Source organism: Acinetobacter sp. YH12136, from assembly GCF_013418545.1.
GTDB classification, from domain to species: domain Bacteria; phylum Pseudomonadota; class Gammaproteobacteria; order Pseudomonadales; family Moraxellaceae; genus Acinetobacter; species Acinetobacter towneri.
Genome location: NZ_VPBV01000006.1, coordinates 70,370 through 86,061, shown reverse-complemented (window position 1 = coordinate 86,061; position 15,692 = coordinate 70,370). Strand labels below are relative to the sequence as shown.

The 15,692-nt window shown below is 40.9% G+C and carries 17 protein-coding genes; 10 read left to right on the top strand and 7 right to left on the bottom strand.

Annotated features, from left to right (window positions below; all coding sequences use genetic code 11):
- Nucleotides 1-31: 31 nt before the first annotated feature.
- Genes cydP through FTU71_RS04455 form a run of 5 tightly spaced genes read left to right on the top strand, consistent with a single transcriptional unit; the run spans nucleotide 32 to nucleotide 3,381 of the window.
- Nucleotides 32-223 carry a cytochrome oxidase putative small subunit CydP gene (cydP, locus tag FTU71_RS04475; protein ID WP_070155611.1) on the top strand — a complete coding sequence of 64 codons (192 nt, stop codon included), beginning with the start codon at nucleotides 32-34 and terminating at the stop codon, nucleotides 221-223.
- Nucleotides 223-1,803: a cytochrome ubiquinol oxidase subunit I gene (locus FTU71_RS04470; RefSeq protein WP_096900849.1), complete on the top strand. Its 1,581-nt coding sequence runs from the start codon at nucleotides 223-225 to the stop codon at nucleotides 1,801-1,803. The genes cydP and FTU71_RS04470 overlap by 1 nt, the downstream gene beginning before the upstream one ends.
- 2 nt (nucleotides 1,804-1,805) lie before the next feature.
- Nucleotides 1,806-2,951, top strand: coding sequence for a cytochrome d ubiquinol oxidase subunit II (cydB, locus tag FTU71_RS04465; RefSeq protein WP_004973405.1), 1,146 nt, complete (start codon nucleotides 1,806-1,808; stop codon nucleotides 2,949-2,951).
- Nucleotides 2,952-2,975: 24 nt separating this feature from the next.
- A complete protein-coding gene (cydX, locus tag FTU71_RS04460; protein ID WP_004860610.1) occupies nucleotides 2,976-3,077 on the top strand; it encodes a cytochrome bd-I oxidase subunit CydX in 102 nt (33 codons plus the stop codon).
- A gap of 4 nt (nucleotides 3,078-3,081) precedes the next feature.
- Nucleotides 3,082-3,381 (top strand): cyd operon YbgE family protein, encoded by a 300-nt coding sequence (locus FTU71_RS04455; protein ID WP_004973403.1) that lies wholly within the window; start codon nucleotides 3,082-3,084, stop codon nucleotides 3,379-3,381.
- 252 nt (nucleotides 3,382-3,633) lie between these two features.
- Here FTU71_RS04455 and aroC read toward each other — a convergent pair whose 3' ends face one another.
- The 3 genes from aroC to FTU71_RS04440 form a co-directional block, all read right to left on the bottom strand.
- On the bottom strand, nucleotides 3,634-4,728 hold the full coding sequence (aroC, locus tag FTU71_RS04450; RefSeq protein ID WP_004973401.1) for a chorismate synthase: 1,095 nt from the start codon (nucleotides 4,726-4,728) through the stop codon (nucleotides 3,634-3,636).
- A gap of 13 nt (nucleotides 4,729-4,741) precedes the next feature.
- A complete protein-coding gene (gene prmB / locus FTU71_RS04445; RefSeq protein WP_004973398.1) occupies nucleotides 4,742-5,752 on the bottom strand; it encodes a 50S ribosomal protein L3 N(5)-glutamine methyltransferase in 1,011 nt (336 codons plus the stop codon).
- A gap of 106 nt (nucleotides 5,753-5,858) precedes the next feature.
- The gene (locus FTU71_RS04440; RefSeq protein WP_004973395.1) at nucleotides 5,859-6,239 is read right to left on the bottom strand and encodes a DUF1311 domain-containing protein; all 381 of its coding nucleotides are present in this window, start codon (nucleotides 6,237-6,239) and stop codon (nucleotides 5,859-5,861) included.
- Nucleotides 6,240-6,469: 230 nt separating this feature from the next.
- Here FTU71_RS04440 and FTU71_RS04435 point away from each other — a divergent pair, with 230 nt between their 5' ends.
- From FTU71_RS04435 to FTU71_RS04420, 4 genes are all read left to right on the top strand, one after another.
- Entirely contained in the window at nucleotides 6,470-6,775 is a 306-nt protein-coding gene (locus tag FTU71_RS04435) for a hypothetical protein (RefSeq protein WP_154320717.1), read from the top strand.
- Between the two features lie 143 nt (nucleotides 6,776-6,918).
- Nucleotides 6,919-8,292 (top strand): AarF/ABC1/UbiB kinase family protein, encoded by a 1,374-nt coding sequence (locus FTU71_RS04430; protein WP_004973390.1) that lies wholly within the window; start codon nucleotides 6,919-6,921, stop codon nucleotides 8,290-8,292.
- Between the two features lie 269 nt (nucleotides 8,293-8,561).
- Complete coding sequence (locus tag FTU71_RS04425) at nucleotides 8,562-9,872, top strand: acyl-CoA dehydrogenase family protein (RefSeq protein WP_004973388.1); 1,311 nt, start codon at nucleotides 8,562-8,564, stop codon at nucleotides 9,870-9,872.
- A 51-nt stretch (nucleotides 9,873-9,923) separates the two neighbouring features.
- A complete protein-coding gene (locus tag FTU71_RS04420) occupies nucleotides 9,924-11,123 on the top strand; it encodes an acyl-CoA dehydrogenase family protein (protein ID WP_180005666.1) in 1,200 nt (399 codons plus the stop codon).
- Between the two features lie 89 nt (nucleotides 11,124-11,212).
- On the opposite strand, the gene FTU71_RS04415 is transcribed toward FTU71_RS04420, so the two are convergent.
- From FTU71_RS04415 to FTU71_RS04405, 3 genes are all read right to left on the bottom strand, one after another.
- Nucleotides 11,213-11,548: a type II toxin-antitoxin system PemK/MazF family toxin gene (locus tag FTU71_RS04415; RefSeq protein WP_096900853.1), complete on the bottom strand. Its 336-nt coding sequence runs from the start codon at nucleotides 11,546-11,548 to the stop codon at nucleotides 11,213-11,215.
- A complete protein-coding gene (locus FTU71_RS04410) occupies nucleotides 11,548-11,796 on the bottom strand; it encodes an AbrB/MazE/SpoVT family DNA-binding domain-containing protein (RefSeq protein WP_004973383.1) in 249 nt (82 codons plus the stop codon). The genes FTU71_RS04415 and FTU71_RS04410 overlap by 1 nt, the downstream gene beginning before the upstream one ends.
- Before the next feature lie 176 nt (nucleotides 11,797-11,972).
- Nucleotides 11,973-13,178, bottom strand: a complete 1,206-nt coding sequence (locus tag FTU71_RS04405; protein WP_180111522.1) for an alkane 1-monooxygenase — start codon at nucleotides 13,176-13,178, stop codon at nucleotides 11,973-11,975.
- A gap of 166 nt (nucleotides 13,179-13,344) precedes the next feature.
- Between FTU71_RS04405 and FTU71_RS04400 the strand changes: the two genes are divergently transcribed.
- Entirely contained in the window at nucleotides 13,345-14,298 is a 954-nt protein-coding gene (locus tag FTU71_RS04400) for an AraC family transcriptional regulator (protein ID WP_096900855.1), read from the top strand.
- Between the two features lie 5 nt (nucleotides 14,299-14,303).
- On the opposite strand, the gene lpxB is transcribed toward FTU71_RS04400, so the two are convergent.
- Nucleotides 14,304-15,479, bottom strand: coding sequence for a lipid-A-disaccharide synthase (gene lpxB / locus FTU71_RS04395; RefSeq protein WP_180038100.1), 1,176 nt, complete (start codon nucleotides 15,477-15,479; stop codon nucleotides 14,304-14,306).
- Between the last annotated feature and the right edge of the window lie 213 nt (nucleotides 15,480-15,692).

The following is a 15,692-nucleotide window of genomic DNA, read 5'->3' as shown; positions in this document are numbered from 1 at the left end:
AAAACACAGTTTAAAAAATAGGCTTATAAAAGTGAGCTTAGTTCCTAAAGATTTAAATAGAAAAGTAGTTCGTGAACTCACGATCATTTTAATAATTAAGGTCGTGCTGTTAATGGTCATCAAAAATATTTGGTTTGATGCCCCAACTATTCCTCAAAATTTTGATTCACAAGTTGCTGAGCGTATTGCTGGCAGTCCTTCCTCAATCAAGGAGACACGTTGATGATTTCTGAAAGCGTGGTCGATCTCTCGCGGTTCCAATTCGCAATGACCGCGATGTATCACTTTATTTTTGTTCCACTGACTTTAGGTCTGGCTTTTATTCTTGCCATTATGGAAACCACGTATGTGATTTCTGGTAAAGAAATTTATAAAGACATGACCAAATTCTGGGGAAAACTCTTCGGTATTAACTTTGCCTTAGGGGTAACCACTGGTTTAACCATGGAGTTCCAGTTTGGTACAAACTGGGCGTATTACTCACACTACGTGGGTGATATCTTTGGTGCACCACTCGCAATTGAAGGTTTAATGGCCTTCTTCTTAGAATCGACCTTCATTGGTTTATTCTTCTTTGGATGGGATCGCCTCTCCAAAGTGCAGCACTTATGTGTAACGTGGCTGGTTGCGCTTGGTTCTAATATGTCCGCTCTCTGGATTTTAGTTGCCAACGGCTGGATGCAGAACCCAGTGGGTTCTACCTTTAACTACGAAACCATGCGTATGGAATTGGTTGACTTCGGGGCGTTAATTTTTAACCCTGTTGCGCAAGTTAAATTCGTACACACTGTTTCTGCAGGTTATGTAACGGGTGCTATTTTCGTTTTAGCGATTTCAAGTTATTACTTATTGAAAAAGCAAGACTTGCCATTTGCGCGTCGTTCATTCGCTATTGCAGCAATTTTCGGTTTAGCTTCTACTTTATCTGTAATTCTACTTGGTGATGAATCAGGTTATGAATTAGGTGATGTTCAAAAAACCAAACTCGCAGCAATTGAAGCAGAATGGGATACTCACCCTGCTCCTGCAGCGTTCACTTTATTTGGTATTCCAAACGAAGAAACGCAAACGACAGATTACGCAGTTAAAATTCCTTATGTCATGGGGATTATTGCAACGCGTTCTATCACCGAAGAAGTGACTGGTATTAAAGACCTGATCGCAAACCACGAAGTTCGTATTCGTAACGGTATGGTTGCTTATCAACAACTTGAGCAATTACGTGCGGGCGACCAATCTCCTGAACTTAAAGCTGCATTTGAGCAAACTCAAACCGATTTGGGTTATGGTTTATTGTTGAAAAAATACACGCCAAACGTAGTAGATGCGACTGACGAACAAATTAAAATGGCTGCTGCGGATACTATTCCACACGTACCAAGTTTGTTCTGGGCATTCCGTGCCATGGTAGCTTCTGGTTTCTTAATGCTGTTGTTATTCGCACTTGCAACTTTTGCAGTGGCTAAACGCAACGCAGAAAGCAAACCTTGGTTATTAAAATTTGCGTTATTCTCATTACCATTACCTTGGATTGCAGCGCAAACAGGTTGGTATGTAGCAGAAGTTGGTCGTCAACCATGGACAATTGGTGAAGTACTTCCAACACACTTGTCTGCATCTTCACTCAGCACTGGCGACGTATGGGGCTCAATCATTGCATTGGCAGCGTTCTATACCGTTTTGCTGATTATTGAAATGTACTTGATGATCAAATTCTCACGTCTAGGCCCAAGCTCGCTTCATACTGGTAAATACCACTTCGAGAAAATTGAAGCTGCGAAAAAAGCCAATGAGGAGGCTTAAGCATGATCGAATATGAATTACTCAAAATCATTTGGTGGGTGTTAGTGGGTGTATTACTCATTGGCTTTGCCCTCACCGATGGCTTCGACATGGGCTCAATGGCGATCATGCCATTTGTAGGTAAAAATGACGAAGAACGCCGTGCTGCAATCAACACGATTGCACCGCACTGGGATGGTAACCAGGTTTGGTTCATTACAGCGGGTGGCGCGTTATTTGCTGCTTGGCCAATGGTATATGCAACAGCATTCTCAGGCATGTATTGGGCACTACTCTTAGTTCTGTTTGCCCTATTCCTGCGCCCAGTTGGTTTTGACTACCGCTCAAAACTTGAAAACACCAAATGGCGTACATCTTGGGACTGGGGTTTGGCTGTAGGTGGTGCAGTTCCTGCATTAGTGTTCGGTGTTGCGTTTGGTAATATGTTCCTTGGCGTACCATTTACCCTAGACGAAACTGTACGTTCAACATATACAGGCAGCTTCTTTGCATTATTAAACCCATTCGCTTTAGTGTGTGGTTTAGTCAGCTTGTCTATGCTTTGCGCGCATGGTGGTGCATGGTTAATGCTGCGTACCGATGGTGACTTACGTGCACGCTCTGCAAAAGCAACGCAAATCATGGGCATTGTGTTCCTTGTGTGTTTCTTGGGTGCAGGCGCATGGCTATACTTCGGTGGTATCGAAGGTTATACCCTAGTCACTCCATACGACACGAACGGCGTAGCAAACCCATTGGCTAAAGAAGTTTTAACTAATGCAAACCCAGGTTGGATGAACAACTACTCAGCGTACCCTATTACCATGATTGCACCAATTATGGGCATCTTGGGTGGTATTTTGATTATTCTTGCAGCAGGTAAAAACAAAGCTGGTTTAAGTTTCACAGGTTCATCTTTAGCGGTGATCGGTGCGATTTTAACTGCAGGTTTTGCATTGTTCCCATTCTTAATGCCATCAAGCCTCAACCCAGTTGCAAGCTTGACCATGTGGGATGCGGTATCAAGTAAAAACACATTAACTGTAATGACTGTTGCAGCATGTATCTTCGTACCAATTATTTTGCTATACACCACTTGGTGTTACTACAAAATGTGGGGCGTTATCACCAACAAGCACATTAAAGAGAATTCACACAGCCTTTACTAAGGCTGTGTCTAAGGAGAATAAATTATGTGGTACTTTGCATGGATTCTCGGTATTCTGATGGCATGCTTTGCAGGTGTCTTGAGTGCCCTGTATATTGAATCTCATCAAGACCTTGACGAGGAATAATTAGATGACAGACACTGCAGTGAACGCTGAAACAACAGTTCAAAAACCGAACAAGATTGCGATGGTTATTTCATGTTTATTGGCATTCCCACTCGCAGCTGTACTGCTTCTTCATCCAGCAGCAATGCTGGATGCCAACGGTGAATATAGCCACCGTGCCATGATGTTTATTATGATTGGTATTTCAGGTGGCTTTGTACACGGTGTTGGTTTTATTCCACGCTTTTGGTTTTGGAAATGGTTATTTAGCCCATTTGTGGCTTGGCCATTGATGATTTGGGGTTATTACACTTGGTTTCTTTAATGAGGTGTAAATAAATTCCTTGAAAAGAGCGCAATATGCGCTCTTTTTTATTGGCTTAATATTTAGGAGCCGCAGATCATTCCTCTGCATCTTCACCATATAAAACAGCGTATAAAATTTTGAAACTTACAATCTAAAAGAAGAACTAAGCTCAAAACTCAGGCAGAAAAAAGCCAAACACTACGGTTTGGCTTTTTTCACAACATATTTTCGCACTTGGCAATGATTATGCACCTTGCTTAAAGCATATTGTTATTTCGGCTCAATGGGTGCAAACGGTGCAACCACATCGGCATTCTGCGCACGATGACGCATGAAATGATCCATCAATACAATCGCAAGCATAGCTTCTGCAATTGGCGTTGCACGCACACCTACGCAAGGATCATGGCGTCCTTTGGTCAGTACGTCTGTATCTTCACGGTTTAAATTAATGGTTTTACCAGGTGTAGTAATACTGGCTGTTGGTTTTAAAGCAATCGCAACACGAATATCTTGACCACTAGAAATACCGCCTAAAATACCGCCTGCATGGTTCGCCAAAAAGCCGTCAGTGGTCAGTTCGTCACGGGTTTCATGCCCAAACTGCGCTGCCACTGCAAAACCATCTCCAATTTCAACGCCTTTCACAGCATTGATAGACATCATGGCATGGGCAATATCGGCATCTAAACGATCAAAAACAGGTTCCCCCCAACCCACAGGAACTTTTTCAGCCACAATTTCCAGTTTTGCACCACAGCTTGTACCCTGTTCACGCAAAGACGTTACCAAAGCTTCAAAACGTGGTACAGCATCGGCATCGCCACAGAAAAATGGATTGTTTGGTACTTCGTTCCAATCTAGCTTTTCAGCTTTTTCTGTACCAATTTGAGTGACGTGACCACGAATCACAATTCCAAATTTTTCGAACAGGTATTTTTTTGCAATTGCACCTGCTGCAACGCGCATTGCTGTTTCACGTGCGCTTGAACGTCCACCACCACGATAATCGCGGAAACCATACTTTTGCGTATAGGTATAATCTGCATGCCCAGGGCGGAAAGTCTGTGCAATATTACCGTAGTCTTTCGATTTTTGGTCAGTATTACGAATCAGTAAACCAATTGAAGTTCCAGTGGTTTTACCTTCAAAAACACCTGAAATAATTTCAACTTCATCGGGTTCTTTACGCTGTGTCGCAAACTTAGACGTACCCGGTTTACGGCGATCCAAATCTTTTTGTAAATCTTCTGCAGACAGTTCAATCCCCGGTGGCACGCCATCGACAATCGCCATCAGACCTACGCCATGAGATTCACCACAAGTCGTTACACGGAAAAGTTGCCCTATACTATTACCTGCCACGTCCAACGACTCCTTATGCTTGAACAGATTGAATAAATAAATCGCGATATTGACGGCATTGTGCTGCAGTCAATGCAAAAATACCTGAACCACCTTTTTGGAATTTTAACCAGTGCAAATCAACCGTGTTGAAATTCTGTTTCATCGCCCATTCAGAATTACCTACTTCAATCACAATCAGACCATCTTCAGTTAAGTAATCTGCCGCCTGCGCCAACATTTTACGGACTAAATCTAAGCCGTCTTGCCCTGCTGCCAATGCCAATTCTGGCTCATGATGGAATTCTTCAGGTAAATCTGCCATATCTTCCGCATCAACATACGGCGGGTTAGATACGATTAAATCATACTGATTTTCGGCTGGGATTTTGGCGAATAAATCAGACTCAAGCAACGCCACTTGGTATTGTTTGTTGTGATGTTCACAGTTAATTTGTGCGACTTCCAAAGCATCTTTTGAAATGTCAGTTGCATCGACTTCAGCATCTGGAAAAGCATAAGCCAAAGCAATCGCAATACAACCTGAACCCGTGCACATATCCAAAATACGTTGTGGGGTTTTAGGCGCAGCATTGGCTGGTAAATTGTTATCTGCTTCGCGCATTTGACCTTCTTCATCTAGGCAATATGGCGCAAAACGATTTTCAATTAGCTCGGCAATAGGTGAACGTGGAATTAGAACACGCTCATCGACATAAAATGGTTTTCCGAAGAAATACGCCAAGTTTAATAAGTAAGAAGTTGGTACTTTTTCATTGATACGACGTTCGAGCAAGCTTAAAAATTCAGCTGCTTCGCTCGGCAATAATTTTGCATCTAAAATTTCAGCGTCTGCATTCCAGTCTAAAGACAAAGTTTGTAACACCAATGCAGAACTTTCTGCAAAATAATCTTCTGTACCTTGACCTAAATGTGCATCGTATTGACGTAGTGCTGTAACCCCAAAGCGAATAAAATCACGAATGGTTGATAGGTTTTCAGCAGCTTCCTGCAAATGTTCAGGGCTAATTGTCGGTCGATCCACTTAAGGCGCTCCAAGGTCAAATTTTAAAACGCCTTATGATACCTTGTTTTGCTCGGTTTTATAATGTTTAAGCAGTTTCCAAGTAATTTATTTGCTATGGTTTTACTTATTTGATTCCCACAAACTGACCTTGATAATAATCAGCGCGCTCTGCTGTTTGCAGCAAAACACATTGTGCACGTTGTAATGCGGCAAAATCGCTTTGAGTCGATAAATAACAGCGTTGTTTTACACGGTTTTCCCAAAGTTGATGCTGTTGTTGAATATTACTGGCATTGCCTGCGCTGCGTTTTACATAGGCTTTATAGTGTTTTTTGAGTCGTTTGGTTTGTGCTTTTTGCTCAGTTTTAATACATTTTTGCGATTGGGAAATTTTGCCATAACTATTGTTCATACATTGCGTATAGCCTTGTGAAACGCCATTCGCCCAAACTTGAGCTGTACCCAAAGTCAGCATCCCCAATAGTGTAAATATCCAAACTTTCATATTTTCCCCTGAGCGCAGTCTGTTTTTAAAGCGCGGTAAATTTTCAATATTTTATAATTTTACAAAACCCAAATTGCTGCATTGATGCTACAAGATTCAGGTTAAAAAGCATATAGTCAATCCCCTGCTTTTTATGATTCAGTCTATGATAAATGCACAACAATCATTGAAAAATGTGACAATATCCCAATAATTGAATTACTCATTTTATAGATGAAACTTTCAGCCTTATGAGCTACAAACACAATAATTTGATGGCCATGCGCCAAAGCTATTGGAACGACAACCACTCCGAAGCAGTCTTGATTGAAAAACAATTTTTTCAGCAAATTTTGATTGAAAACGGCATTTTTGAAAATTCGTCATTAGATGATGCCAAATATCTATTTTTTAGTTTGCCCAGCGTGATTATTGTTAAGGGATATGCGCATGGTTTTTTACACGATTCTGTAAAATTGATGATTCTCAAATTTATCCAAGACAACAAAGCGCAATTGATGAAAAAAGCCGAAACCAAAGTGCAATATCGGATGTAAAAGTACTTTTAAGCCGTTTTTCATACTTTTTTCACGAGGAAACTCGTCGTTCAGCAAGTTGAACTTTTTTAATACGTTAAGACGCGCTAATATCCGTTACAATCTAATTTTCCTGCGTATTGCTGATTTAAGGATTGATTTTAATGTCAGATCAGAACGATAAGCTTAAACAACTCAAGACTTCCTCTATGGATCGACGCTTATCCATCGCAAAGGCATCTTTACTTGCAGGAACACGATGGGCAGCCTCGAATGCCACCTCTATGTTTTCAAGCGAAGAAGAAAAAGAACGTAAACGAAAAAAAGCCATGAAAGAACAAGCCGATTACTTGGTGGCTGAAATTGGCAAACTCAAAGGCTCTATCGTGAAGATTGGGCAAATGATGGCGCTGTACGGCGAACATTTTTTACCTGAAGAAATTACGCAAGCACTCAACACGCTGAATAACCAGACTGTCGCATTGGCATGGCCTGCAATTAAACAGCAATTACAGGCACAGTTAGGTGCCAAACTTGATGATCTCACCATTGATCATGAGCCATTAGGTACAGCCTCTTTGGCTCAAGTTCACCGCGCGACCCGCAAGTCGGATGGTTTGGAGTTGGTATTAAAAATCCAATATCCAGGCGTAGCAGATGCGATTGACTCAGACATGAGCCTATTTAGAAATATGCTCAAATTGACACGCATGGTGCCGCAAACCCGTGAATTTGATCAGTGGTTTGATGAAGTGCGTGAAATGATGCATCGTGAAGTCAACTATCAAATTGAAGCGGAAACGACACGTCGTTTTGCTGCCCGTTTAAAAGATGATCCGCGCTACATTGTGCCGCAAATTGTGGATGAATACTGTAGCGACCAAGTGCTGTGTATGACCTTTGAACGTGGCGTACCGATTAACAGCCCTGTCATGCTCTCATTACCTCAAGAACGCCGTAACCAATTAGGCGAAGCCTCTTTAGAAATTGCTGTGCGTGAAGTATTTGAATGGGGCGAAATGCAGACTGACCCGAACTTTGGCAACTACTTAGTTCGCTTAGGTAATGGTGAAGATATTCACGATAAAATTGTACTGCTCGACTTTGGTGCTATTCGTCAATTTGATCAACACTTGCTGACTGTGGCTCGTAATTTGATCAAGGCGGGTTATTACCACGACCCACAAATGATGGTGAATGCCATGACGGGTTATGAGTTTTTTGACAGCATCCCTGAAAGCATTAAACCTGACATGGCAAAAGTGTTTCTATTGGCAACCGAAGCCTTTAGTCACTTAGACAATAACCGCGATTTACCTGCAGGCGTGATGGATGAACAATCGCGCTATGACTGGAAAAAAAGTCAGCTGCATAGCCGTGTCATGCAACAAGCATCTAAATCGATGGCTTCGCGTTACTTTAGTGTGCCGCCTAAAGAATTTATGTTTATTAGCCGTAAATTTATTGGTGCCTACACCTTTATGACCGTGATTGATGCGAAAACCAATGTCCGCAAAATGATTCAAAAGTTTATTTAAGTCCCAACTTTTATTTCTTTGATCAAAGCTGTTATATAGACCTAAATGATTGTTGCCCACTCGATGCAATTGTCATTTAGGTCAATTTATTTTAAAAGCGTAGATTTCTATAAAATTAATAATCTATAAAAATCCACATATTAGTCCAGTTATAAGAAAATTTTTACCGTTTATCTTTGACAATTCTGCATGTCAGCAATGACATAGTTTTTTTATAGTCTGCATGTCAGCATAAAAAACAAGCATTCTCTGTGTAGGACAACACAATCATGAGTCAAATGATAAACAAAGCCCAAGGATTCGGCTTAGCGCTACTCACTAAAATGGCATCGAGTGATCTGCTCGATCAATTCAAATTACGCAAATGGGTTGAACAATCTCTATATCACTCAGCCAAAGCAGGTTTTAAAACCTTTGAAACCACTCAAAAAAATTTTAAAAGCACACAAAAATTACCGCAACAACGACTGACACGTCAATCCAAAGATTTATTTGATTTGTCATTGAGTGAAGAACAGCAAATGCTGGTCGATGCCATGCAGCAATTTGCTACAGAAGTGATCTATCCATTGGCACATCAGGCAGATCATGATGCGAAATTCCCACAAGTATTATGGCAATACAGCACAGATTTAGGTTTGAACACCTATGCTCTGCCCGAAGCTTTAGGCGGTGTTGCCACTGAACAAAATATTGTCAGCCATATTTTAATTGCCGAACAATTGGCACGTGGCGACTTTGGCTTAACCGCAGGATTACTTTCCACATTTGGCGTAATGAATGCCATAACTCGCTGGGGTTCAGAACAGGTTCAAAATCAGTATTTATCTGCGTTTTCCGAAACAGACGCGAACCATCCAACGCCACTTCAAGCCACTTTTGCGATTCAGGAAAATACTGCTGCGTTTAATCCGTATCAGCTAAAAACCAAAGCGACTTTGCAAAATGGACAGTACCTAATTACAGGTGAAAAAACGCTGGTGATTTTGGCCGAAACAGCAGATTTATTTTTGGTTAGTGCAGAGCTAAATGGTCAAGCCGATGTGTTCATTGTGCAACGTGATGCTTCTATTCAATTTAAAGCAGCGCCTGCAATGGGCTTAAAAGCCTGCGAAACGGCAACTTTAAAGTTTAATCAAACCCCTGCGGAGCGTTTAGGCACAGATGATTTCGATTACAGCGCATTTTTAGATTTAGGCAATCTCATGTGGTGCGCCATGGCAGTTGGTTGCTGTGAAGCAGTGAAAAGTTATTGTATTCGCTATGCCAATGAGCGCACTGCATTTGGCGAACCAATTTCACATCGTCAAAGTGTGGCTTTTATGATTGCAGATATGGCCATTGAAATTGAAGCCATGCGCATGCTGTTGCTGAATGCAGCGAGTCTTGCCGAATCGGGTAAAAACTTTCATCGAGAAGCATATTTAGCACGTCTGCTCTGTGCAGAAAAATCTATGCAAATTGCCACCAATGGCGTGCAAATTTTAGGTGGTCATGGCTTTACCAAAGAACATCCTGTAGAGCGTTGGTATCGTGATTTACGTGCGACTGCAATTATGCATTCAGGCTTGCATGCTTAATCTCACACCATCAATAAACGATAGCCAGCTAGAAAAATAAGGAATACATCCATGAATTTACAAAATCCAAAAAAATTCAAAATGTTGGTCGATCAGGCACATGAAGTTGCTTTAAATGTATTACGTCCCATTTCAAGGAAATATGATAAAGCCGAACACGCCTACCCGAAAGAATTAGACATGCTTGCCGCCTTAGTTGATGGTATGAACCAAGCGGGCGATGGCATGAATGCAGGTGCAGCAGTCAACAAACGTGGTGACACATCTACAGGTAACAAAAATGGCGTAAATATGTCTACCGCACTGAGTATTGTCGAAATGTGTTATGGCGATACAGGTTTATTACTCAGTATGCCACGCCAAGGTTTAGGTAATTCTGCGATTGCTGCGGTGGCCAATGAAGAACAATTACAACGCTTTAATGGTGTTTGGGCAGCCATGGCAATTACCGAACCCAACTGTGGTTCTGACTCTGCGGCTATTCGTACCACTGCCACCAAAGTAGACAATGAATATATTTTAAATGGTGAAAAGATTTTTGTGACCTCTGGTGACCGCGCCGATGCCGTTGTTGTGTGGGCAACCTTAGACAAAAAACTGGGACGTGCTGCGATCAAATCCTTTGTTGTGACTAAGGGCACACCTGGCATGACCGTGGAACGCTCAGAACATAAATTAGGGATTAAAGCCTCGGACACAGCAACAATTCGATTTGAAAATTGCCGTGTTCCTGCGAGCAACCTTTTAGGCAATACAGAAATTGATGTTGCCAAAGGGTTTGCAGGTGTGATGGAAACCTTTGATAACACTCGCCCTTTGGTGGCAGCTATGGCCGTTGGTTGTGCCAAAGCCGCTTTAGAGCGGATTAAGGAAATTTTTAAAGACCAATTAGATGCAAATTATGCCACGCCCTATTTACAGTGTTCACATATCGCAGCACAGACTTATCGGATGGAAGCAGAATGGGAAGCCGCACGTTTATTGATGCTCAAAGCAGCATGGATGGCAGACAATAAACAGCCTAACTCACGCGAAGCTTCTATTTCCAAAGCCAAAGCTGGTCGCGTGTGTAATGAAATCACGCTCAGGTGTGTCGAGTTAGCTGCATCGGTGGGTTATAACGAAGATGAGTTATTGGAAAAATGGGCACGTGATTCGAAAATTTTAGATATTTTTGAAGGTACGCAACAGATTCAGCTATTGATTATTGCCCGTCGTGAATTAGGTAAAAGTTCGAGTGAGCTCAAGTGATTTTATGATTTAAGGCATATAGTAAAGTAAGATAAAAGACAGATTTTCATAGAAATATTGCTATAAATTTCTGTCTTTTTCTATATAAATTAATCTTCAGGTGAAAAAATTGCGATATATCTTGCTAAAACCTCATCCAAAACATCTGCGTGCGAGGATTCTAAAAACCGCGCGTGTCTAGCTTCAAAATCTAAAGCTCTAGATTGATCACAACGCACAATACCTGTAGTTTTCCCACCAATAAGCTCTACAGCGAAACCCATATTTCGTGCAAAGTTTCCACCAGAAGTAATAGGCAAAACAATCGGCATTTTAGTAATAAGATTAAATGACTTAGGTGAAATAACAAATACAGGTCGCTTACCTTGTTGTTCATGTCCAAGTGTTGGATCTAATGAAATCAAATAAATATCGCCTTGATTCATTAGATTTCTTCTCGCCCAACTGCTTTTACATCATGCCACGCATCTTGCTCTAATGCTAAAGCTTGATGCTCTTGCAGCAAGTCAGCCAATTTATAAGATGGCTTCGCTTTAGGTTCGACCACTAACTTACCATTCACAATGCTCAGAGAAACCTCCTTTCCCGCATCTAAACCTAAACTTTTTAATAATGTAGGCGGTACGGCAAGCATGACCGAACCACCTACTTTTCTCAAGTTTGTATGAATCATACCCACCTCAATATTATATAAATATATAACTTTATTATGCGCCAAAATGAGATGAAGTCAATTCATAGTAAGATGAGTGAAAATAGACATCTGGTATACATCTCAATCTTTCCTTTGAAAGATATATACAAAAGAAATATCAAAATGAATATTAAAAAATAATCTTAATAATTCAATCAATTATCCACCACACCAAATTTCTTAAAAATTCGTGCACGGCGTTTAGGCTGAATATTGGCTTTGTTTAAATTGCCTTGATAATGTTCAAATACACGTTTATCCATAATTTTAAACCACAAAGGTGGAATCATGGCAGGCAGCAACATGCTGGCATAACCGCTTGGTAATTCAGGCGCTTCATCAAAATGTCGCAAAGCCTGAAATGGTCGGGTTGGATAAGCATGATGATCGGAATGACGCTGTAATTGATACAAAAACAAATTGGTCACAATATTGTTATTATTCCAGCTGTGTTCAGGCATAGTGCGCTCATATTTGCCATGCGCATCTTTTTGTCTAAGCAAGCCATAATGTTCTATATAATTAATTATTTCAAACAGGCTAATGCCATAAAAAGCCTGTGTCGCCAAATACGGAATGATCCCAGTACCAAAACGCGCCAACAATGCAGCATGAAATGCCGCACTCATGCCCCAGCCTTGTAATAATTCATTGTCTTTCGACCAAAAAATTTTGCCTTTACGTTTTAAACGCTGAGTTTCAATTTGCAGTGCAGACTTAAACGAACCTTTTACCGTGCGGGGCCAAAACTCATAAAATGTTTCTCCCATACGTGAAGATGCAGGGTCTTCAGGTGTCGCAGCACGTTTATGATGCCCATACGGATGCTCAACCCGAAAATGGTTATATCCTGTTGGTGCTAAAGCCAAATGTGACAGTAAGTGATCTATTTTTGAAGATTTATGGCTGAGTTCATGCGCAGTATTGACAGCAATACCATTCACCATCCCCATGGAAATACCCAGAAAAATTTTATCGACTAACGAGGTTTGTGGCCGTCCAACCAAATAAGCTGCATAAATATTGGCGGCATATTGCAAAGGAATAAAACTTTTCACCAAACGCGAATAATACCGATCTTCCTCAAGTCGTTTCACATCTTCATTGCTTGGGTTATTGGCATCTTGACCAATTAAAGTATCAATTGTTGGAATAATCACATGCAATAATAAAGGGCCACCTAGAGCAAAAACTTTTTTCGCAGGCTTCGGAGCGAATTGATAACCCGCCAAAATCCCCATCCCCAATACAGGTAAAAATGGGCTGATCAACCATAAATAACGCTTTTTATCGAGTTGAGCCGCGCTTTTATAAGGAACATCCTGTTCCATCTCTTTAAGCAAATGAAGTGGTGCGTTCATCTTATTTTCTTCCTTCTACGCTGTTCTACCTATATATTTGAGGAAAGACACGAGAATGAACAGTTGCAGACGTCCAAAAAAGCTATGCAAAAGTCTTTGGCGCAAAAATGCGCTATATTGTCCTGAAATCACAGGTTTATTTTTTATAATGATTTATGCTTAAAATATGGATGCTTTAAGTAAAATTTTTGATGATATACATCTGCACCAATCAGAATATATCTATTTAAATCCTCAAGGAGATTGGTCATTTCAATATCGTGACCAAGGGGCAATGCTGGCTTATGTAGTACTACAAGGCTCGCTGCATATCCATTTATCTGCACAGACACACCTTCACATTGATGCAGGTGATATTGTCCTGATTCCATCGGGTTGCAGTCATTACGCAAGTGCAACTGCAGACACTCACTGGACAGAACACTTTGATATTTCGGATTTATTTCAAATTCAGTCACAGCAGTCAATAAATTTTGGCACGATAAATCACACACAAGCTGAAGACGCATTTATTTTGGTGATTCAATGCCACATGGACACCACCATGGCAAAACCGCTTTTAAGTGCCCTACCCGAATATCTGCATATTCCGCATATCATGTGCAGCACAGCGCCCGAGTGGTTACAAATTGGCTTGCAATTTTTAGCGGTGGAAAGTCATCAAATCCGACCGGGACGGGATAAAATATTAGATCACTTGGTCAGTATTTTACTGATTGAATGTGTGCGTGATTATATTTTTCAGCTTGATGACTCAAATAACTGGCTCGGCGCTTTGGCACATCCTGAACTTTCCAATGCGCTCGCAGCTATTCATGGTCAACCCGAAAAAGCATGGACGGTAGAAAGTTTGGCAGAACAATGTTGCATGTCACGTTCTAAATTTGCCAATTTGTTTAATCAGGTAATTGGTGAGCCGCCTTTGGCATACTTACAACAACATCGGCTACGCTTGGCATCGCATTATTTACAGCAAGGACAATTGTCGATTCAACAAATTGCCCATCGTGTCGGTTATTCTTCCGAAACCGCCTTTAGCCAAACTTTTAAAAAGCAATTCGAGCTAACACCTAGCCAGTATCGGCAGCAGTTTCAAAACAACAATGCAATCACGAAATGAACAGTTTAACGATCTAAAATCGCCAAAATTGCTTGTGCAGGGTCTTCGCTATTATCGGACAATAATTGCTTATGCATAGTGATATGTTGCATCACTTGAATTTGTGCAGTTTCGATATAAATTAACTTTTCAATTTCTGCTGCCAAACGCTCAGGCGTTGCATCATCCTGAATTAACTCCTGAATCACCTTTTTACCTGCAATAATATTTGGCAATGAATAATAAGGAATTTTCACCAACAGTTTCGCAATCCAGTACGTAATGCGATTGAGCTTATAAAACGTAACCATTGGACGATGTAATAGCATCGCTTCTAACGTCGCCGTGCCTGAAGCCAGTGCAATCATATCGGACGCATTCATTACCTGACGACCAATTTTGGATTCTGTGCCACGATTTTCTATCAATTGCACTTTGTCTTGTAATGCACTCGGATAAGACTGCAGTAACGCTTCAATTTGTTGTTTACGTGCATCATTAATTGCAGGAATTAGAAACTTAAACTGCGGATATTTTTGCGTCAAAATATAAGCCGCATCTAAAACTAACGGCCCTAAACGCTCAATTTCACCACGTCGACTACCGGGTAATAACGCAATATATTGTTGCTGTTGGTCTAGACCCAATTCTTGTTTTGCTGCAGCAATTGGATTTTCCAACGGCAACTGACTCGCCAAAGGATGTCCGACAAAGGCTGCAGGCACATCCCATTTTTTAAAAAAGGCTTTTTCAAACGGAAATAAACACAGTACCAAATCTATACTGGCTTTAATGCCATGTACCCGACCTTGTCGCCATGCCCATACCGAAGGACTGACATATTGCACGGTTTTAATCGGCAAGTTTTTCTGTTTTAAACTTTTGGCAAGACGTAAATTAAAATCAGGCGCATCAACTCCGACAAAGACATCGACGGGATGTTGAGTCCACTTTTCGACCAAACCATCCCGTACTGCAAAGAGTTTTTTCAAATCTTTCAGCACTTCAACAATGCCCATTACCGATAAAATATCCATCGGATAATAACTTTTAAAACCTTCCGCAATCATTTGTGGGCCACCAATGCCTTCAAACTCTGCATCAATGCCTTGCTCACGAAAACGTCGCATGAGTTGTGCCCCTAAAGTATCACCCGATACTTCTCCCACAACGATACCTATTTTAAGTTTCCGATTTTGCAAGCGTTTTATCCTCTAAATTTTAATTGATATGAATTTTTCATATTTTAGCATAGCCACTGTATTTTGTAAGAAACAGAAAGTAAGCCGTGGCTTGAATCTGCGATCTTTTGCACTGATTTTCCACATTGACTATATCTGTTTTAAGAATAAGTAAATCATTAATCAAGACAACAGCTTATTGCCAAAAGTCATAATATATTCACGATTTTTGAC